Consider the following 17,841-nt stretch of genomic DNA (forward strand, 5'->3'; position numbering starts at 1 on the left):
GTAACGTGGCCGAAAGTGACGCTACGCGATCGGCCTGATCCTCAACCGGGCGATCCGGTTCTTGTCGCGCTTCATGACGATGAAGCGCTTGCCGTGGAACGTAAAAGCCTGCTTCTCGTCGGGGATCGACTGCGCCTCGTGGATGACGAGGCCGGCAATCGTTGTCGCCTCCTCGTCCGGCAGGTTCCAGTCCAGCGCCCGGTTCAGGTCGCGGATCGGCACATTGCCGTCGACGACGACGGAGCCGTCGGCCTCCTGCTTGACGCCCTGGATGTCGACATCGTGCTCGTCGGCGATCTCGCCGACGATCTCCTCGATGATGTCCTCCAGCGTCACCAGCCCTTCGACCTCGCCATATTCGTCGACGACGACGGCGAAATGCGCCTTGCGGCGCAGGAAGGCGTTGAGCTGTTCCTGCAAGGTCGTGGTATCGGGCACGAACCAGGGCTTCGAGGCGATCTTCATCACGTCGATCTTGGAAAAGTCGTTGCCGACTTCGTTCAGCGCGCGCAGCAGGTCCTTGGCATGCAGCACGCCGACAATGTTGTCGAGCGAGCCTTTCCACAGCGGCATGCGGGTGTGCGGGCTCTGCAGGATCTCGCGCACCACCGCTTCCGGCGCATTGTCGGCATTGACCGAGCGCATGTTGGTGCGGTGGACCATGATATCGGAGACTTCGAGCTCTTCGAGGTCGAACAGGCCGCCGATGCGGTCGCGGTCCTCGCGCACCACCTGGCCATCGCGGCGGAAATCGTCAACCGCGCCACGCAACTCGTCCTGGCTCGAGCGCTGCGGCTCGATGTGCGACAGCTCGTAGCCGAACATGGCGAGAAGACGCGTGCGCACGGCAATGACCAGCAGGATGAGGATGGCAAGAACGGCGACGACGACCCAGCCGTTGTCCATTTCAGCCGGCTTTCCGGCTGGTTGGATGGTTTTCCCTCAGGAACGACAGCACTTCCGAAGCCGGAACGTCCTTGGCGATGAAAGCCTGGCCGATGCCGCGCGTCAGGATGAAGGTCAGCGCGCCGCGCGAAACCTTCTTGTCCTGGGTGATGAAGGCAAGCAGCGCCTCGGCATCGGGCAATTCACCTGGAATATCGGCCATCCGCCACGGCAGGCCAACGGCGCGCAGATGCGTCTCGACGCGTGCCGCGTCGTCGGGGCTGGCCAGATTGAGCCGCGAGGAGAAGCGATGCGCCAGCGCCATGCCGATGGCGACCCCCTCGCCATGGACGAGGCGGGCGCCGTCATACTGCGTGGCGGCTTCGAGCGCATGGCCGAATGTGTGGCCGAGATTGAGGAGCGCCCGGTCGCCGGTCTCGAACTCGTCGCGCGCGACGACATCGGCCTTGGCGCGGCAGGCTTCGGCAATCGCCTGCGCTCGCTCCGGCCCGCCGGCGAACACCTTCTGCCAGTTCGCCTCCAGCCAAGCGAAAAGTTCCGGCCGGTCGATCAGCCCGTACTTGGCGAGTTCGGCATAGCCGGCGCGGAATTCGCGGATCGGCAGCGTGTCGAGCACTTCCGTGTCGGCCAGCACCAGTTTCGGCTGCAGGAAGACGCCGACAAGGTTCTTGCCGCGCGGGCTGTTGATGCCGGTCTTGCCGCCCACCGAGGAATCGACCTGCGCCAGCAGCGAGGTCGGGACCTGTACGAAATTCATGCCGCGCCGCACGATGCCCGCGGAAAAACCGGTGAGATCGCCGATGACGCCGCCGCCCAGCGCGATGACGACGTCGCCACGCTCCAGCCTTGCGGCCAGAATCCCATCGACCACCTCTTCGAGATGGGCAAAGCTCTTGGTCTTCTCGCCGGGCGGCATCGTGATGACGGTGGGCTGGATGCCACCCTTCTCGAGCCCTGCCTTCAACGTATCGAGATGCGCGGCAGCGACATTCTCGTCGGTGACGACAGCCGCGCGCGTACCCGGCAGCCGGCGCGAAATCTCTTCGCCGGCGCGCGACAAAAGGCCGGAGCCGATCAATATGTCGTAGGCCCGGTCGCCAAGGCCGACTTCGACGGTGACTGGCTGGTCCGCGCTCACGATTCGATCTCGCCCGTCGCTGCAATTTCATCGATGCCGAAATGCCGGCACAGCGCATTCAGCACCTCGGCAGCGATGACTTCCTTGCGGTCGTCGCGGGTCGGCACGGTGACATCCGATGTCGCGTAGACCGGATACCGCTCGCTCATCAGCCGCTCCAGCACGGCGCGAGGATCGGCACTCTTCAACAGCGGCCGGTTCTGCTTCTTCGAGACCCGGTCCATCAGAAGGTCGAGCTCGGCCTTCAGCCACACCGACACGCCATGGCCGGCGATGGCCTCGCGCGTCTGCGCGTTCATGAAGGCGCCGCCGCCGGTCGACAGCACCTGCGGGCCATTTTCCAGCACGCGCAGGATGACGCGCTGCTCCAGGGCCCTGAACTCGGCCTCGCCATAGCGCTCGAACAGCTCCGGCACGGTCATGCGCGAGACGCTCTCGATCTCCTGGTCGCTGTCGATGAAAGGCAGCGAAAGCATCGTCGCCACCTTGCGCCCGATCGCCGTCTTGCCGGCGCCCATCAGGCCGACAAAGACGATGGACCGGCTGCCCAGCCGGCCAAGCAGCGCGGCGAGGCTCTCGCCTGGGGGATTTGCCTGGTGCGCGTTCATCAGCTGTTTCTTGGGCCCTCTTTGCCGGCGTATCGACATGAAAAGCCGGTTTGCGTCAAGCGTGCCGAGCATAGGCAAGCCTATATCGGGTGGAGGATGCCTGCATCAGAAGTTGCTGACAGGCCTCCGCTTCTTCCTTGAATTGGTCGGATTGGCGTCCCATAAGGGCACAGGGTTTGGAAACGCAGAACAAGAAGACGGGCGAAAATTGATGCCGACACTGTTTCGCTTTGTCGTGATCCTCGCGATTCTGGCCGGCATAGCCTATGGTACGATGTTCGCATTGGTGATGTTCGTCGAGCCCAAAAGAGCGGAGATGAGCGTGCGTATCCCGCCGGAAAAGCTGAACCCCAAGAAAAACTGACCCAGAAGAAAACTGATCCCCGAGGATGAACAGCGCCGCCCGCATCGAGGCCTTTCTGGAAATGATGAGCGCCGAGCGCGGCGCCGCCGAAAACACACTGTCCTCTTACCGCCGCGACCTCGAAGACGCTTCGAGCGGGATCGATGGTGGGCTTGCCGGTGCGGCCGCCGCCGATATCCGCGCCTATCTCGATGACATCGCCGAGCGCGGCTTCGCGCCGACCTCGCAGGCGCGCAAACTGTCGGCGATCCGCCAGTTCTTTAAGTTCCTCTACGCCGAGGGCCTGCGCACCGACGACCCGACCGGCACGCTGGACAGCCCGAAAAAGGCCCGTCCGCTGCCCAAGACGATGAGCGAGGCCGAGACCGGCCGGTTGATCGACCGCGCCGCGGTGGAAGCTGGCGACGCCGGGCTCGGCTACAGTGACAGGCTGGCCGCCCTGCGCCTGCATGCGCTGGTCGAGGTGCTCTACGCCACCGGCCTGCGCGTTTCCGAGCTGGTCGGCCTACCGGTGACGGTTGCGCAGCGCGACGACCGTTTCTTCATGGTGCGCGGCAAGGGCGACAAGGAACGCATGGTGCCGCTGTCGGCCAAGGCGCGGGTGGCGATGCGCGCCTGGCTTGCCGCCCGCGCCGGAGTGCCCGCCTTCGCCGACAGCCCGTTCCTGTTTCCGGCCGCGTCCGACAGCGGCTATCTCTCGCGCCAGGTCTTTGCCCGTGACCTGAAAGGGCTGGCGGCGCGGGCCGGCATCGCCTCGGCCAAGATATCGCCGCATGTGTTGCGCCATGCTTTCGCCAGCCATCTCCTGCAGAACGGCGCCGATCTCAGGGCGGTACAGCAGCTGCTCGGCCATGCCGACATATCGACGACACAGATTTACACCCATGTGCTGGAGGAGCGGCTGGTGCGGCTGGTCAACGATCATCATCCGCTTGCCGACTAGGCCTCATATCGCTATGTGAGGACGATATTTCACCGCCGGGAGCCTTGGTTTCAAGGGTTCCGCAGTCCTTGCCTTCCGACGTATCGGTCCGCTCAAGCATGTATAATTACCTCGATTTCGAAAAGCCGGTGCAGGATCTCGAGCTCAAGATCCTCGAGCTCAAGAAGCTTGCCGAGAATGGCGAGGCGGTCGATGTCGCCGATGAGATCACCAGGCTGGAGAAGCGTTCGCGCGACGCGCTGCGCGATCTCTACAAGGCGCTGACGCCCTGGCAGAAGGTGCAGGTGGCCCGCCATTCCGACAGGCCGCACTGCGTCGACTACATCAAAGGCCTGTTCAGCGACTTCACGCCGCTCGCCGGCGACCGCAATTTCGGCGAGGACCAGGCGATCGTCGGCGGTTTTGCCCGCTTCCGCGGCGAGCCTGTCGCGATCATCGGCCAGGAGAAGGGCTCGGACACGACCAGCCGCCTGAGGCACAATTTCGGTTCGGTGCGCCCGGAAGGCTACCGCAAGGCGGTCCGGCTGATGGAACTGGCCGACCGCTTCAAGATCCCGCTGTTGACGCTGGTCGACACGGCGGGCGCCTATCCCGGCGTCGGCGCCGAGGAGCGCGGCCAGGCCGAAGCCATTGCCCGCTCGACCTCGGCCTGCCTCGCACTGAAAGTGCCGTCGATCTCGGTGGTCATCGGCGAAGGCGGTTCGGGCGGCGCCATCGCGATCGCCACCGCCAACCGCGTCTATATGCTCGAACACGCCATCTATTCGGTGATTTCGCCGGAGGGGGCGGCCTCGATCCTGTGGCGCGACACCACGCGCTCCAAGGACGCGGCGACCAATATGAAGATCACCGCGCAGGATCTTCTGGAACTGAAGATCATCGACGCCATCATCCCCGAGCCGATGGGCGGTGCCCAGCGTGCGCCCGAAAAGGTGATTGCCGCGACCGGCGACCTCATTGCCAAGACGATGAAGGAATTCGCCGGCGCCAACACCGACTTCCGCGAACAGCGCCGCGAGAAATATCTGGCGATGGGCCGCAGCCTCTGACGGCATCTGCCGGTGGACAAGGCCATTGGAAGCCCCGCGCCCGCGGCAATGTGGCGGCAATGTGCAATTTCGCCACAAAAATGCCGCCGGATTCGGGTCAATGAAATTGCCGTGAGGGGTTGGTCGTAGCTTGCGGTAAGGAATTTTCAAGGTTAACGGGCTTACGGTCCGTCGGTGTTCAGCATACGGGCTCGGCCGTTTCGAAGCCATTGGCCCGAGGGAAAAGACATAGCCGCATCCATGTTTGCCAAGCTCGCCCGCACCGGAGTCCTCGCCGCCTCGATAGCCATCGCCGGCTGCAATGATTCGTCGATGAAGGACTTTGCCCCGGAAGCCAACAAGCCGCTGCCGGACAAGATCCTTGCCGACATGAAGGCCAAGGGCATGGTGCGCACCTCCTCGGTGATGGCGCGCATCTTCAAGGAAGAGGGCAAGCTCGAGATCTGGAAGGCCAAGACCAACGGCCGCTACGACATGGTGGCGAGCTACGACATCTGCAAATGGTCGGGCAAGCTGGGTCCCAAATACACCGAAGGCGACCGCCAGGCGCCGGAAGGCTTCTACACGGTCCGCCCGTCGCAGATGAATCCGCGTTCCAACTACCATCTGTCCTTCAACATCGGCTTTCCCAACGCCTATGACCGCGCCAATGGCCGCACCGGCCAGAACCTGATGGTGCATGGCGCCTGTTCGTCCTCGGGCTGCTATTCGATGACCGACGCCCAGATCGAGCAGATCTATGCCTTCGGCCGCGACGCCTTCCAGGGTGGGCAAACGGAGTTCCAGGTCGAAGCCTTTCCGTTCCGCATGACCGCCGCCAATATGGCGCGCTATCGCAACGACCCGAACTACGAGTTCTGGAAGATGCTGAAGGTCGGCTACGACAATTTCGAGGTCACCAAGGTGCCGCCGAAGGTCGATGTCTGCGAGAAGCGCTACGTCTTCAACCAGGTCGCCGCCGACGGCCAGACATTCGATCCGACCGGACCATGCCCGGCAACCACGCAGCCGGATTCGCTGAAGAGCGCCTATAACGCCTATCAGAGCACCTATGACGCGGCCTTCAACAGCGCGCTCAAGGCAAGCGTGCCGCCACCGAAGCCGACCATCGCCGGCGTCAAGGAAGCCAGTATCGTTTCGGACTGGTCGAAGCGCCGCGCGCGCGGCGAGCGCGTGCCGATCGATCCGCCCTCGCTCAATTCCGACGGCTCGGTGACCGAGACGGCGCGCATGGGCCGCATCGATTCGCCCGCCGGCCGCAAGATGGCGGCACTGGACGCCGAAAAGGCCGCCAAGCAGAAGGCCGAGGAACAGAGGCTGGCCGCCATAGAGGCCGCCAAGCAGGCCAAGGAGGCCGCAAAGGCGCAGGCGCTGGCCGAAAAGGAAGCGGCCAAGGCGCAAGCCGTGGCGGCAAAGGAAGCGGCCAAGGCCGCCAAGCAAGCTCCAGTCGCCACCGCCACCATCGCCGCCCCGACGGAGGCGGCGCCGGAAGCCGAAACGCAGGCAGCGAGCGCTGATGAGAGCCGGGTGACGAAGCTGAAGAACAAGCTGCTCGGCATGTTCGGCGGCTGAGCTTGGTCTTGGCCGGGGATACCGCTATCTACGACCTGAAAGGGCTGAACTGCCCTTTGCCGGTGCTGAAGGCAAAGAAGCGGCTGGCGGGAATGCAGCCGGGCAGCCGTCTCTGGCTCGAGACCACCGATCCCCTCGCCGTCATCGATATTCCCGCCTTTTGCTCGGATGCCGGCCACCAGCTGGTTGAAACAGCGGCGGTATCAGGCGGCCACCGGTTCCTGGTCGAGCGCGGCGAGACCGTCTGAATTTCGATGCAAAACGCTATCGTCCGGCAATCGCCAGCGGGTTGTTTTCCAATGCCGCGCGGTCGGGTGTGTCGATCGACGGCCGGTTGGTGAAGGCGGCGAACAGCCGGCGCACATAGTCTTCCGGCATATCGAGCGTGATCAGCACCAGCCGCGTGCCGCGCTGGCCGTCCGGCCAGGCGGGCAGCCTTGCCGGCGGATGCAGGATCTTCTGCACGCCGTGGATGACCAGCGGGCGTGACGGATCTTCGCTGAGTTCGATCACGCCCTTCATGCGCAGCAGCTTCTCGCCATGCGTCGAACGCAACAGGTCGAGGAACATTTCTATCGCTGAAAACGGCACCGGACCGTCATGGACCAGCGAATAGGAGCGCACGCGGGAATCGTGGCGATGGCCATGATCATGACTGTGATCGTGGTCATGCCCGTGGTCATGACCGTCATGGTGATGGCCGTGGGCATGGTCGTGCGCCGCTTCCTCGCCGAGCCAGCGGCGCACATCGGCGGATTTGGTGGCGGGGTTGTAGAGGCCGCAATCAAACAGCGCCGCCACGCCGGTTGTTAAATGGCCGGCATCAAGCAGTTCGGCGCCCGGATTGATCTGCCGCAGGCGCGCCCGCAGCGTGTCGAGATCGCCGGTATCGGTCACCAGGTCGACCTTGCTCAGCACGATGCGGTCGGCGACGGCGACCTGCTTGACTGCCTCGACATGAGCGTCGAGCGTGGCATTGCCATTGACCGCATCGACCAGCGCGATGACGCCGTCGAGCCGAAAAGCCTGGACAAGCGCCGGATGCGCCATGATCGACTGCAGCACCGGCGCCGGGTCGGCCAGCCCCGTGGTCTCGACGATGACGCGGGCGAGACGGGCGATACGGCCGGTCTGCAGCCGGTCGACCAGATCGGCCAGCGTGTCGACCAGTTCGCCGCGCACGGTGCAGCACAGGCAGCCGTCGGAAAGCTGGATGATGCCGTCGGAAGCCTGCTCGACCAGCAGATGGTCGATCGCCACCTCGCCATACTCGTTGATGATGACCGCGGTGTCGGCCAGCACCGGGTCTTTCAGCAGCCGATTGAGCAGCGTGGTCTTGCCAGCGCCGAGGAAGCCGGTCAGCACCGAGACGGGAATCGGGAACCCATTCATCGGGCTCTGTCTCTTTGTTTGAGCATGATCTTTTCCGAAAACCGGATTCCAAGTTTCGCTGACGCGGACCTTCGGTTCGGGATCATGCTCTAGTTCGCGACCTTGACCGGCTGGTCGCCTTGCGCGGCGGAACCGGCAACGGCCGGACCGGCGCCGGTCGGCGCCGGCTGATCGGGCCGCCAGTTCGGGATCGGCACGTCAGCATATTCCTGGCCACCCTGGTCGAGCATCGCCTTCGGCGCCGGACCGGTGGCGCCGCCGAGGCCGACGGCAACCAGCGTCGGCACATGGTCGAGCTTTTCCTGATAGGGCGATTTCGGCGCGTCCTTGGCGGCAGCCGCAGGCGGCGCCTCGGACTGCTCCTCCGACGTTTTCTTCTTCTTGCAGATCTCGTCATGCATGTCGTTGGGCGAGACCGTGTCGCCATAGGGCGCCAGTGTGGCGACGGTGGCCGAACCGGCCGTGGGCGTGTCAAACCCCTGGTCGAGCAGTTTTGCCGCGGCCTCGGCACGGCTGACCGCCGACTTCTCGCCGAGCACAACCGCGACCAGCGTGCGGCCGTTGCGCGTCGCCGAACCAATCATGTTGAAGCCGGAAGGACAGACGAAGCCTGTCTTCATGCCGTCTGCGCCGGGATAGCGGCCGATCAGGAGATTGTAGTTCGGAATGGCCTTCTTGCCGACCGCAAGACCTTCGATCGAGAACCATGGCGCATATTGCGGGAACTCGCGGCGGATCGCCATCACCAGGACCGAAAGGTCGCGCGCCGTCGTGTACTGGTCGGGCGAGTAGAGGCCGTTCGGATTGACGAAATGGGTGCCGTTCATGCCGAGCCGCGCCGCTTCGGCATTCATCCTTTCGGCGAAGGCGGCCTGCGAGCCGCCGACATTCTCACCGACCGCCATGGCGATGTCATTGGCCGATTTGACAAGCATCATCTTCAGCGCATTGTCGAGCCGCATGACCGAGCCCGGCTTGAACCCCATCTTGCTTGGCGGCTCGCCGGCGGAATGCTTGGTCACCTTGATTGGCGAATCGAGCTGGACCTCGCCGGCAGCGATCGCCCGGAAAGTCACGTAGGCGGTCATCAGCTTGCTAAGCGAGGCCGGATACCAGCGTTTGAAGGCATCCTGGTGCTGCAGGATCTGGCCGTTCTTCAGGTCGAAGACAACCACCGGATTGGCCAGCGCCGACCCGGCCAGGACCGACAGCATGATTGCGCCAGCCGAGAATAGTTTGAGGAAATGCCTGTGCCGCATGATCTAATCCGAAATCGCCTCTTGCCCTGATTGCCCCTGGCTCCGTAAGATTTCGTTACGCGACCGCCAGCACAATGAGTCCGCCCCTCAAAAACGGACCACATCGGTGCGGTGCTATTTACCCTATGTGACGCCAACATGGCAAAGTGCCTGACAATCACAATTCCAAAACCCCGGCGCAATTGCAAAACCCCGGGCACAATTGCAAAACACCAGGCTGAAGCCGGCTGCTCCAACAACGAATGGAACCATCATGCCAATCCTGAACCGCGCCGCTGAAATGCAGGACGAAGTCGCCGGCTGGCGCCGGCATCTGCACCAAACGCCGGAGCTGAACTTCGATGTCTTCAAGACGGCGGCTTTCGTCACCGAAAAGCTGAAAGAGTTCGGTTGCGACGATGTGGTCACCGGCCTCGGCAAGACCGGCGTCGTCGGCATCATCCGCGGCCGCCAGGGCGAAGGCGCCACCATCGGCCTGCGCGCCGACATGGATGCGCTGCCGCTCAACGAAATCACCGGAAAGCCCTATGCCTCGACCGTCCCCGGCAAGATGCACGCATGCGGACATGACGGCCACACGGCGATGCTTTTGGGGGCCGCGAAATATCTCGCCGAGACGCGCAATTTTGCCGGCTCCGTGGCGGTGATCTTCCAGCCGGCGGAGGAAGGCGGCGGCGGCGGCAATGAAATGGTCAAGGACGGCATGATGGAGCGTTTCGACATCTCCAAAGTGTTCGGCATGCACAACATGCCGGGCTTGCCCGTCGGCCAGTTCGCCATCCGCCCGGGTCCGATCATGGCGGCAACGGCCGAATTCACCATCACCGTTAAAGGTCGGGGCGGCCATGCCGCGATGCCGCACGGCACGATCGATCCGATCGTCATCACCAGCCAACTGGTCGGCGCGCTGCAGACGATCGCCTCGCGCAGCACCGATCCGGTCGAGGCCGTGGTGGTCTCGGTGACCAAGTTTCATGCCGGCGACGCCTACAACATCATCCCGGAATCGGCCGAGATCGCCGGCACCGTGCGCACCTTGCGCAAGGAGATCGCCAAGAAATCCGAAGAGTGCATCCGCACCATCTGCGACGGCCTGGCGACCGCTTTCGGCGCCAAGATCGAGGTCGACTACCAGGCAAATTACCCCGTCACCTTCAATCACGCCGAAGAGACGGTGTTTGCCAGCGATATCGCGGCCAATGTCGCCGGAGACGCCTATGTCCACCGCGGCATCCAGCCGGTGATGGGCGGCGAGGATTTCTCCTACATGCTGGAGGCCCGCCCCGGCGCCTTTATCTTCATCGGCAATGGTGACACCGCCGGCCTTCACAACCCGGCCTACGATTTCAACGACGAGGCCATCCCGCACGGCATGAGCTACTGGGTGAAGCTGGCGGAAACCGCGCTGGCCGCCTGATGAGCACCGCCCAAGGGGCCGGCCAATTGCATACGGCCGGCCTCTTGGCGAAACGGTCCGAAGCGGCTATGTGTCGGGCCGCGTGGTCCCGTAGCTCAGTAGGATAGAGCGGCAGATTCCTAATCTGTAGGTCACAGGTTCGATTCCTGTCGGGATCACCATGCATTTTCAAGAGCTTGGCGAAGAAGTACTGTACCTCTTTGCGAAATCAGGCCCGTTGAAGAGGACGAAGACATCACGCCCTCATGCGCACCCTTGATGAACGCCGGGCCGCGAAGGTGAGCGGGAAACCTCGCTTGCATTGGCATTTCGGTATTCGTCTGCTGCATTGGCTGACCGTGGCCGCATTCGCGGCGCAAATCGCCATTGCCTTCGGGCCGATGCGGGGGCCGGGCATGACGATGATGAACTGGCTGCCGCTTCACATGTCGATCGGCGTGACGATCCTGGCCGTCATCGTCCTCAGGCTTTGCTGGCGCAGCTTCACCCAGGCCCCTGTCAGGCCAACCTCACGGTTCGTGCGGTTCGCGACGGCTTTCTTCCACATGTTTCTCTATGTCACGATCCTCGCCGTCCTGATAACGGGATGGCTGGGCTACCGGCCAATGCCTTTCATGCCTCCCGCACGGCTTTTCGGAACCTTGCCCGTGCCGCTGGCGCCATCCGTTGGCGCGCTGTCGGCAAGGGGTTTCGCGTTCGTGCATCAGAAACTGGTCTGGATAATGCTTGGACTTGTCGGCATTCACGTCCTGGCCGCCATGGTGCATTTGGTGCTGTTGCGCGATGGCGTCATGCGAAGCATGGTCTTCGGCCGGCCAAGAACGGCCCCGCGCGAATGAAAATGCTGCTTGCGGTCGACGATGTGGACGATGGCTCACGCCGTCGCCCACAATCCTCCCGCGACGATCACCGCATAGCGTGCGGCCTTGCCTGTCGCGACAAGAGCGACGAACACCGCTAGGTTCACGCGTGCGGCGCCCGCGGCAAGGGTAAGAGCATCTCCGACGACCGGCAGCCAGGCAAACAACAGCGTCCATTCGCCAAAGCGACGGAACGTTCGGCATGCCTGCTCATAGCGATCGGCAGTGACTGGAAACCAGCGCCTGTTGCGCAGCCCGTCAATGCCACGCCCCAGAACCCAGTTCACCACGGAGCCGAGCGTGTTGCCGATCGTGGCGACGGTAAGGAGCAGCCAAGGGTCACCGCGGCCGGAGACGATCATGCCAGCGAGCACAGCCTCCGACGAAACCGGCAGGACGGTTGCGGCGAGGAAGGCACTGATGAACAATGCGCCATAGAGCGCCACCACGCCGGACTATGCCTGCACGTCGACTACGCCCATCATGCCGAGCTGCTCGTGCTCGAGGATGTGGCAGTGATACATCCTCGGCCCCGGCCGGTCCTGCCGAAGCAGCAGCCGCACCGCCTCCCCGCGCGCGACATTGACGGTGTCTTTCCAGGCGCGATAGGCCGGCTTTGATATGTTGCCGCCGCGTTCGTGCTCGACCACCTGGAACTGCGTCCCGTGCACATGGAATGGATGATCCATGTCCGCCTCGTTGACGATCTCCCAGAGTTCGACCTGCCCAGCCTTGGCGACGACGTCGATGCGCTGCATGTCGAAGGCGGCGCCGTTGATCAGGAAGCCCATCTCCATGCCGCTGGCGTTCATGGCCATGGTTTCGGTGAAGACGAAGCGGCGGCTGACGGCCGGGGCGCCGAGTTGTGCGATCGGCCGCAGCCTGTCGGGCAGTGGCGGAACAGGGTCCGCCTCGGTCTGCGAAACATTGACCGTCAGCAGCGTCAGTCCGGCATCGGCTGGTCGCCCGGGACCCATCCAGCCGCGGTCATAGTCGAGCGTCGTAAGCGCGGCCGCGCCGGGCTTATCGAACGAGACGACCAGTTCAAGCCGTTCCGCCGGGCTGAGCAGGATGTCGCCGGCCGCGACCGGGGCTTCTAGCAGACCGCCATCCGTTCCGATGATTGTCATCGACGCGCCGTCGAAGGAGAGCCGCAGAAAGCGCGCGTTGGTCGCATTGTAGAACCGGAAGCGCCGCTTCGCGCCAAAGGGCACCGTCAGTGTGGGATTCTTTTGGCCGTTGACCAGCACATGGTCGCCGACGCGCCCGTTCATCAGGTCCGTCATCGTGTTGTCGGGCAAGGTGCCATCGGCCGCAAGGCGCAGGTCGGTGAACACCAGCACGGTATCGCCATAGGCGGCCGGGATCGGATCGGCCTTCGGCTTAACCACGAACGCGCCGGCAAGGCCACGATAGACCTGCTCGGCGGTCTTGCCGTGCGGATGCGGGTGATACCAATAAGAGCCGGCGCTGGCTTCCGGCAGATCGAAACTGTAGGTACGATCGGTGCCGGTGGCGACCGGGTCCATTGGGTTGCCGTCCTGATCGGCCGGCACCGGCATGCCGTGCCAGTGGATGGTGCTTGCCTCGTTCGCGATCCGGTTGGCGAAGGTGATTTCGACGCGGTCGCCCTCGACTGCCTCGATCAGCGGCCCGGGGCTGGTGCCGTTGTAAGCGAGGATCGGCGTGTCCAGTCCCTTCGCAAAACGCGCCGTAGCGGACCCGGCCGTCAGCGTCGCCTTGAACAGACCCGGCCTGCTGGCTTCGTTCGCCAGCAGGGGCAATTCGCGCAACACCTCGCCCTCGGGCACAACGACCGTGCCTTGCGGCGCGGCGCCCATGTCGTGGCCCGCGTGACCGCCCATATCCATGCCCGGCATGTCGTCCATCTTCATCTGGGCAACGGCGCGCTCGCTCACAAGAACCGCCGCAAGACCTGCCGCCAGAAAACCTCGCCGATGCATCTGTCATTTCCTCGATCAGGCGTTGAACACCAAGGGCGCCCCTAGGAGACTGCCGATGGCCGGCCAGGTCAATGCGGCGTTTGGGCCGCCTGATCGGTTCGGTGTCCATAGTTCCTTGACATCGGGTATTTATCCGAAATTATGTAGGAAAGAAGGATCGCAGGCATGACGGGAATCGCGCTTTCGGGCGTATCGAAGCACTTTGGCGCAGTCGAAGTGATCCGCGACGTGAGCCTGGACATCGAGCCGGGAGAACTGGTCGTGTTTCTCGGTCCGTCCGGTTCCGGCAAGACGACGCTGCTGCGGATGATCGCCGGCCTCGAAAGCATTGACCAAGGCACGTTGACGATCGACGGGGTGCGCTCGGAGAACCTTGCGCCGGGCAGGCGCAACGTTGCGATGGTCTTCCAGAACTATGCGCTTTACCCGCATATGACGGTCGCGGAGAACATGGCCTTCGGGCTGCGGAACATTCGGGTCGCGCCGGATATCATACGCCAGCGGATCGCCGAGGCCGCGCGTATCCTGGAGATCGAAGCGCTGCTCCAGCGGCGGCCGTCGCAGCTCTCAGGCGGGCAGCGCCAGCGCGTGGCCATCGGGCGCGCGATCGTCAAGGAGCCCAAGGCATTCCTGTTCGACGAGCCACTCTCCAATCTGGACGCAGCGCTTCGAGCCCGCACACGCGTCGAGCTCGCCGAACTGCATCAGCGCTTGAAATCGACGATGATCTACGTCACCCACGACCAGGTGGAAGCGATGACGCTCGCCGACCGCATTGTGATCCTCAACAATTGCCGGATAGAGCAGATGGGAAGACCCGTCGATGTCTATGCACGTCCGGCGTCGCGATTCGTCGCGACCTTCGTCGGATCTCCGGCGATGAACATTCTGCCTGTCACGGTTTCGGGCTCGGGCGACAGGCTCAATGCGCGCTTGACGGATGGATCGCTCGTCGAACTTCCCGGCGCGCCGGTCAACATGGATTGGCGCGAACTCGGCGTGCGGCCGGAATCGCTGACTGTCGTCGCCGAGGGCAATGAAGCATCCGCCACGGCCACCGTTGTCGAGCGCCTTGGCGAGCGAACGCTGGTCTATGCGCGGCTCGCGGATGGGACGCAGGTGACGGCACAGGATCGCGGGCTTTCTAGCGTCAAACCGGGCGACGCCGTTCGGCTGAAGTTCGACACCACGGCCCTGCATCTCTTCGCCGCGGATGGATCGGCCTGGCACGCGGGCGCTGACGGGGCCTGAACCTGCCGAGCGAGGTCGTGCCCTCCGGCATTGCGGTGCACTTGCGGGCGCCTTAGCCCTTGATGCCTGCCGAGAGCGTTATCGCTTCGGTTACCCGGCGCTGGAAGAAGAGGTAGGCTAGTGCCACCGGCAGGCCGGCCAGCACGGCTGCCGACAGCTGGCGCGCGTAGTAGACACCGAAGGCATCATTGACCTGCGTGATGCCGACGGTGATCGTCATCATCTCGGTGCGGGTCACCGAGAGGAACGGCCACAAGAACGCATTCCACGTCCAGATGAAGCAGACGATCGACAGCGCCGTCGTCACCCCCCAGTTCATCGGCATGTAGATCTTGAAGAGGATTCCGAACTCGGATGCATTGTCCATGACCGCGGCCTCGCGGAAGTCCTTGGGGACCTGATCGAAGAACTGCTTGTACACGATGATGATGACGGGGTGGATAAGCTGCGGCAACATGATTCCGGCCCAGCTGTTGAGCAGGCCAAGGTTCGCGACCAGCACGAAATGATTGATGATAAGCGCCGAAGTCGGCACCATGAAGGAGGCGAGGATCAGCCACCATAGCGCGATGCGTCCCGGGAACCGCAATTGCGAGATCGCATAGCCGCACAGCATCGAGATGAAGATGGTGATGACCGTTACGCCGACCGCTACCGCCACCGAATTGACGTACCAGGCGCCGATCTGTGTGGTGGTCAGGGCGCTAATGTAGTTCTCCAGCGTCGGCGTCTCGGGCCAGAGTTCGATGTAAGGCCGGATGACCTCGTCGTCCGGCTTGAGCGATGAGATCACACCCCAATAGAGCGGGAACGCCCATAGGATGGCCCAGACGAGCGTCAGTGCCGTGATGATCCCGCCCCAGAAGTTCCAGCGTTGCGCAGCCACGGCGTTCATCGGCGCCGCCTTTCGGCGAACCGGAGCAGTTGGAATTGCAGGACCGAGACGACCACCACGAGCACGAAGAGGGTGACGGCGACAGCCGCCGCCCTGCCGCCCTGGTTCTGCTGGAAGGCCTTCTGGAAGATGTAATAGACGAGCACCATATTGTCGTTGGGCCGGCCGCCGATCGAGAACAGATAGACCTGATCGAAGATCTTGAGCTGTAGGATGAGCTGGATGGTGAATACCAGCGAGGTGATCGGCCATAGCAGCGGCCAGGTGATACGCCGGAACGTCGTCCATCGCGTCGAGTTGTCGAGTGCGGCGGCTTCGTAGATTTCCGCTGGTATGGACCGCAGTCCGGCGAGGAAGAGCAGGATCGAGAAGCCCGCGGTCCACCAGATCGTCACCCCGGCGACCGCCGGCAAGAACCAGACGCGCGACTTGAAGACAGGTACGCGCGGGATTCCCAGCCAGTCCAGCACGTGCATGGCGATCCCGAACTGGAAATTCAGCGTCCAGTCCCAGATCAGATAGACGACCGACACCGGCAGGATATAGGGCAGGAAGAACAGCGCCAGCACGATCGCCTGGAACCGGCCCTGGAGGCGTGAAACGCCAAGCGAGATCAACAGGGCGATGAGCGTCCCGGGGACGACTGTCATCAGCACGAAGTACGCGGTGTTCCAGACCGCGCGCCGGAACATCGGGTCGTTGTCGAGCCGCAGGTAGTTGTCGAGGCCAACCCACCGCCCCGCGCCGATCAGCGGCGCATCGGTGAAGGAGATGCGAAACATCTGAACTGTCGGATAGACAAACGCCAGCAGGTAGATCGCCAGGAAGGGAGCGACCAGCACCAGTGCGACAAGACGTTCAGTGCGGGAGTTGCGAAGCATGGCTCTTCCTCGAAACACGGCCGGGGCTGCCCTGGGCAGGACGGCCCCAGCCTTGAGCCTTACATGCTGTTCAACTCTTCCTTGATGGATTTCACCGCCTCGCCCGGGTCCATCTCGCCGTTGAGGGTCGGCACGAAATAATTGGACATGATGTCGAAGATCGGCCCGGCGACACCAGCCTTGGTCGACTTCGGATCGAAGATCATGTTGGCCGTCAGCGTCGAGTAGGTCGCATTGGGCTGCATTGCCTTATATTCGGCCGTCTCGGTGACTGGCTTGTATGCCGGGATGTGGCCTGCCGTGGCCCAGAACAGCGAGTGCTTGTCGATCCATGAGATCACCTCGAGAACGGCGGCACGCTTTTCCGGGCTGATCTCCTTGCCCTTGTTCTTCGGGATCGCGAACGAATGGCTGTCCGCATAGGTGCATGGTTTGTCGAAGATCACCGGGATCTCGACGGCGCCCCAGTCGAACAGCTTGCCTTGCTTGGCGAGGTCGGTCATCGTGGGAACTTCCCAGACGCCGTTGATCATCATTGCCGCCTTGCCCGAGGTGAACAGGGCGACGGTTGCGGGATAGTCGGTATAGGTCGACTGCAGCCCGGCCTTCGTCCACCCTTGCAGAACCGCCAAGGCGTTGGCCAGCTTCTTGCCGTTGTCGCCGGCGAGGAACTCGTTACCCGTCAGAAGCTCGCCGCCTTGCTGGCACACCAGCGAATAAATGGTGCGGTACATGAAGTTGCCGTCGGCGGTGACGCTGCCCAACGGGAATTCGACGCCGGCATCCTTCAACTTCTGCAGTGTCGCGGTGAATTCCTCCTTGTTTTTCATGCCCACCGGACGGCCGTCGTCGCCGAGCACGCCTGCCTTCTTCAGGAGGACGCGATTGTAGTACAGGACGATTGGATGGGTATCGAGCGGCACTGCGTATTGTTTGCCGTCGACCGTGACGGCGCCCATCGTCGTCTGGGCGAAGTCCGAAGCCGAAAGGCCCATCTTGCTCATGTCGTCGGCGGTGATTTCTTCGAGAAGGTCCTGGCTCACCGCCAGGGGGATGCGGCTTGCATGATAGGTCATGACGTCCGGCGCCTCACCGACCGCGGCCGAGGTCTGCACCTTCGCGTAGAAGGGCGTGCCCCACTCCAGCGTCGTGGCGTCGATCTTGATCTTGCCGACGTGGGCGGCGTTGAAGTCGGAGATCATCTGCTTCATGCGCACGCCGTCACCGCCGCCGAGGAAATCCCACCATGCGACGGTTTCCTCGGCCTGGGCCGCGACGGCCCAAAATCCTCCGGCCGCAACCACCGCTATAGCCATCATCCTGCGAAAGTTCATCTCAGCTT

18 protein-coding genes and 1 tRNA gene are annotated in these 17,841 nt (G+C 63.4%); 9 read left to right on the plus strand and 10 right to left on the minus strand.

What is annotated here, in order from left to right; all coding sequences use genetic code 11:
- Positions 1 to 21: 21 nt before the first annotated feature.
- The 3 genes from MAFF_RS15085 to MAFF_RS15095 are packed head-to-tail and all read right to left on the minus strand — an operon-like array spanning position 22 to position 2,652.
- Complete coding sequence (locus MAFF_RS15085) at positions 22 to 906, minus strand: HlyC/CorC family transporter (RefSeq protein WP_010911780.1); 885 nt, start codon at positions 904 to 906, stop codon at positions 22 to 24.
- A gap of 1 nt (position 907) precedes the next feature.
- Positions 908 to 2,044, minus strand: coding sequence for a 3-dehydroquinate synthase (gene aroB / locus MAFF_RS15090; RefSeq protein WP_010911781.1), 1,137 nt, complete (start codon positions 2,042 to 2,044; stop codon positions 908 to 910).
- Positions 2,041 to 2,652: a shikimate kinase gene (locus tag MAFF_RS15095; protein WP_010911782.1), complete on the minus strand. Its 612-nt coding sequence runs from the start codon at positions 2,650 to 2,652 to the stop codon at positions 2,041 to 2,043. The genes aroB and MAFF_RS15095 overlap by 4 nt, the downstream gene beginning before the upstream one ends.
- Before the next feature lie 211 nt (positions 2,653 to 2,863).
- On the opposite strand from MAFF_RS15095, the gene MAFF_RS15100 reads away from it, so the two are divergent.
- The 5 genes from MAFF_RS15100 to MAFF_RS15120 all read left to right on the plus strand — a co-directional run bounded on the left by MAFF_RS15100 (position 2,864) and on the right by MAFF_RS15120 (position 6,828).
- Positions 2,864 to 3,016: a hypothetical protein gene (locus tag MAFF_RS15100; protein ID WP_032931885.1), complete on the plus strand. Its 153-nt coding sequence runs from the start codon at positions 2,864 to 2,866 to the stop codon at positions 3,014 to 3,016.
- Between the two features lie 25 nt (positions 3,017 to 3,041).
- On the plus strand, positions 3,042 to 3,959 hold the full coding sequence (locus tag MAFF_RS15105; RefSeq protein ID WP_010911784.1) for a site-specific tyrosine recombinase XerD: 918 nt from the start codon (positions 3,042 to 3,044) through the stop codon (positions 3,957 to 3,959).
- Between the two features lie 98 nt (positions 3,960 to 4,057).
- Positions 4,058 to 5,008: an acetyl-CoA carboxylase carboxyltransferase subunit alpha gene (locus MAFF_RS15110; protein ID WP_010911785.1), complete on the plus strand. Its 951-nt coding sequence runs from the start codon at positions 4,058 to 4,060 to the stop codon at positions 5,006 to 5,008.
- Positions 5,009 to 5,248: 240 nt separating this feature from the next.
- Entirely contained in the window at positions 5,249 to 6,580 is a 1,332-nt protein-coding gene (locus MAFF_RS15115) for a L,D-transpeptidase family protein (protein ID WP_032931887.1), read from the plus strand.
- A gap of 8 nt (positions 6,581 to 6,588) precedes the next feature.
- Complete coding sequence (locus tag MAFF_RS15120; protein WP_010911787.1) at positions 6,589 to 6,828, plus strand: sulfurtransferase TusA family protein; 240 nt, start codon at positions 6,589 to 6,591, stop codon at positions 6,826 to 6,828.
- Between the two features lie 16 nt (positions 6,829 to 6,844).
- On the opposite strand, the gene MAFF_RS15125 is transcribed toward MAFF_RS15120, so the two are convergent.
- Together MAFF_RS15125 and MAFF_RS15130 are read right to left on the minus strand one after the other, a co-directional pair.
- Positions 6,845 to 7,972, minus strand: a complete 1,128-nt coding sequence (locus MAFF_RS15125; protein WP_010911788.1) for a CobW family GTP-binding protein — start codon at positions 7,970 to 7,972, stop codon at positions 6,845 to 6,847.
- 89 nt (positions 7,973 to 8,061) lie between these two features.
- Positions 8,062 to 9,231, minus strand: a complete 1,170-nt coding sequence (locus MAFF_RS15130; RefSeq protein WP_010911789.1) for a D-alanyl-D-alanine carboxypeptidase family protein — start codon at positions 9,229 to 9,231, stop codon at positions 8,062 to 8,064.
- Positions 9,232 to 9,484: 253 nt separating this feature from the next.
- Between MAFF_RS15130 and MAFF_RS15135 the strand changes: the two genes are divergently transcribed.
- The 3 genes from MAFF_RS15135 to MAFF_RS15145 all read left to right on the plus strand — a co-directional run bounded on the left by MAFF_RS15135 (position 9,485) and on the right by MAFF_RS15145 (position 11,487).
- Positions 9,485 to 10,648 carry a M20 aminoacylase family protein gene (locus MAFF_RS15135; RefSeq protein ID WP_010911791.1) on the plus strand — a complete coding sequence of 388 codons (1,164 nt, stop codon included), beginning with the start codon at positions 9,485 to 9,487 and terminating at the stop codon, positions 10,646 to 10,648.
- Between the two features lie 84 nt (positions 10,649 to 10,732).
- Positions 10,733 to 10,809 (plus strand) — tRNA-Arg (locus MAFF_RS15140).
- A gap of 135 nt (positions 10,810 to 10,944) precedes the next feature.
- Complete coding sequence (locus MAFF_RS15145) at positions 10,945 to 11,487, plus strand: cytochrome b (protein ID WP_010911792.1); 543 nt, start codon at positions 10,945 to 10,947, stop codon at positions 11,485 to 11,487.
- Between the two features lie 35 nt (positions 11,488 to 11,522).
- Here the strand turns inward: MAFF_RS15145 and MAFF_RS15150 are convergent, their stop codons facing one another.
- Positions 11,523 to 11,957 (minus strand): YqaA family protein, encoded by a 435-nt coding sequence (locus tag MAFF_RS15150; RefSeq protein WP_010911793.1) that lies wholly within the window; start codon positions 11,955 to 11,957, stop codon positions 11,523 to 11,525.
- A 6-nt stretch (positions 11,958 to 11,963) separates the two neighbouring features.
- Positions 11,964 to 13,472, minus strand: coding sequence for a multicopper oxidase family protein (locus MAFF_RS15155; RefSeq protein WP_010911794.1), 1,509 nt, complete (start codon positions 13,470 to 13,472; stop codon positions 11,964 to 11,966).
- Between the two features lie 165 nt (positions 13,473 to 13,637).
- On the opposite strand from MAFF_RS15155, the gene MAFF_RS15160 reads away from it, so the two are divergent.
- Entirely contained in the window at positions 13,638 to 14,723 is a 1,086-nt protein-coding gene (locus tag MAFF_RS15160) for an ABC transporter ATP-binding protein (protein ID WP_010911795.1), read from the plus strand.
- A 52-nt stretch (positions 14,724 to 14,775) separates the two neighbouring features.
- On the opposite strand, the gene MAFF_RS15165 is transcribed toward MAFF_RS15160, so the two are convergent.
- Genes MAFF_RS15165 through MAFF_RS15175 form a run of 3 tightly spaced genes read right to left on the minus strand, consistent with a single transcriptional unit; the run spans position 14,776 to position 17,833 of the window.
- Positions 14,776 to 15,618: a carbohydrate ABC transporter permease gene (locus tag MAFF_RS15165; RefSeq protein ID WP_010911796.1), complete on the minus strand. Its 843-nt coding sequence runs from the start codon at positions 15,616 to 15,618 to the stop codon at positions 14,776 to 14,778.
- Complete coding sequence (locus MAFF_RS15170) at positions 15,615 to 16,499, minus strand: carbohydrate ABC transporter permease (protein WP_044548357.1); 885 nt, start codon at positions 16,497 to 16,499, stop codon at positions 15,615 to 15,617. The genes MAFF_RS15165 and MAFF_RS15170 overlap by 4 nt, the downstream gene beginning before the upstream one ends.
- Before the next feature lie 59 nt (positions 16,500 to 16,558).
- A complete protein-coding gene (locus MAFF_RS15175; RefSeq protein WP_044548358.1) occupies positions 16,559 to 17,833 on the minus strand; it encodes an extracellular solute-binding protein in 1,275 nt (424 codons plus the stop codon).
- Positions 17,834 to 17,841: the final 8 nt, after the last annotated feature.

The organism is Mesorhizobium japonicum MAFF 303099, from assembly GCF_000009625.1.
GTDB lineage: Bacteria > Pseudomonadota > Alphaproteobacteria > Rhizobiales > Rhizobiaceae > Mesorhizobium > Mesorhizobium japonicum.

What these genes read in the sequence shown, in the direction of transcription:
- MAFF_RS15085 (WP_010911780.1), bottom strand. Translation starts at nt 906, where the DNA reads ATGGACAACGGCTGGGTCGTCGTCGCCGTTCTTGCCATCCTCATCCTG.
- MAFF_RS15095 (WP_010911782.1), bottom strand. Translation starts at nt 2,652, where the DNA reads ATGAACGCGCACCAGGCAAATCCCCCAGGCGAGAGCCTCGCCGCGCTG.
- MAFF_RS15100 (WP_032931885.1), top strand. Translation starts at nt 2,864, where the DNA reads ATGCCGACACTGTTTCGCTTTGTCGTGATCCTCGCGATTCTGGCCGGC.
- MAFF_RS15105 (WP_010911784.1), top strand. Translation starts at nt 3,042, where the DNA reads ATGAACAGCGCCGCCCGCATCGAGGCCTTTCTGGAAATGATGAGCGCC.
- MAFF_RS15110 (WP_010911785.1), top strand. Translation starts at nt 4,058, where the DNA reads ATGTATAATTACCTCGATTTCGAAAAGCCGGTGCAGGATCTCGAGCTC.
- MAFF_RS15115 (WP_032931887.1), top strand. Translation starts at nt 5,249, where the DNA reads ATGTTTGCCAAGCTCGCCCGCACCGGAGTCCTCGCCGCCTCGATAGCC.
- MAFF_RS15125 (WP_010911788.1), bottom strand. Translation starts at nt 7,972, where the DNA reads ATGAATGGGTTCCCGATTCCCGTCTCGGTGCTGACCGGCTTCCTCGGC.
- MAFF_RS15130 (WP_010911789.1), bottom strand. Translation starts at nt 9,231, where the DNA reads ATGCGGCACAGGCATTTCCTCAAACTATTCTCGGCTGGCGCAATCATG.
- MAFF_RS15135 (WP_010911791.1), top strand. Translation starts at nt 9,485, where the DNA reads ATGCCAATCCTGAACCGCGCCGCTGAAATGCAGGACGAAGTCGCCGGC.
- MAFF_RS15155 (WP_010911794.1), bottom strand. Translation starts at nt 13,472, where the DNA reads ATGCATCGGCGAGGTTTTCTGGCGGCAGGTCTTGCGGCGGTTCTTGTG.
- MAFF_RS15160 (WP_010911795.1), top strand. Translation starts at nt 13,638, where the DNA reads ATGACGGGAATCGCGCTTTCGGGCGTATCGAAGCACTTTGGCGCAGTC.
- MAFF_RS15165 (WP_010911796.1), bottom strand. Translation starts at nt 15,618, where the DNA reads ATGAACGCCGTGGCTGCGCAACGCTGGAACTTCTGGGGCGGGATCATC.
- MAFF_RS15170 (WP_044548357.1), bottom strand. Translation starts at nt 16,499, where the DNA reads ATGCTTCGCAACTCCCGCACTGAACGTCTTGTCGCACTGGTGCTGGTC.
- MAFF_RS15175 (WP_044548358.1), bottom strand. Translation starts at nt 17,833, where the DNA reads ATGAACTTTCGCAGGATGATGGCTATAGCGGTGGTTGCGGCCGGAGGA.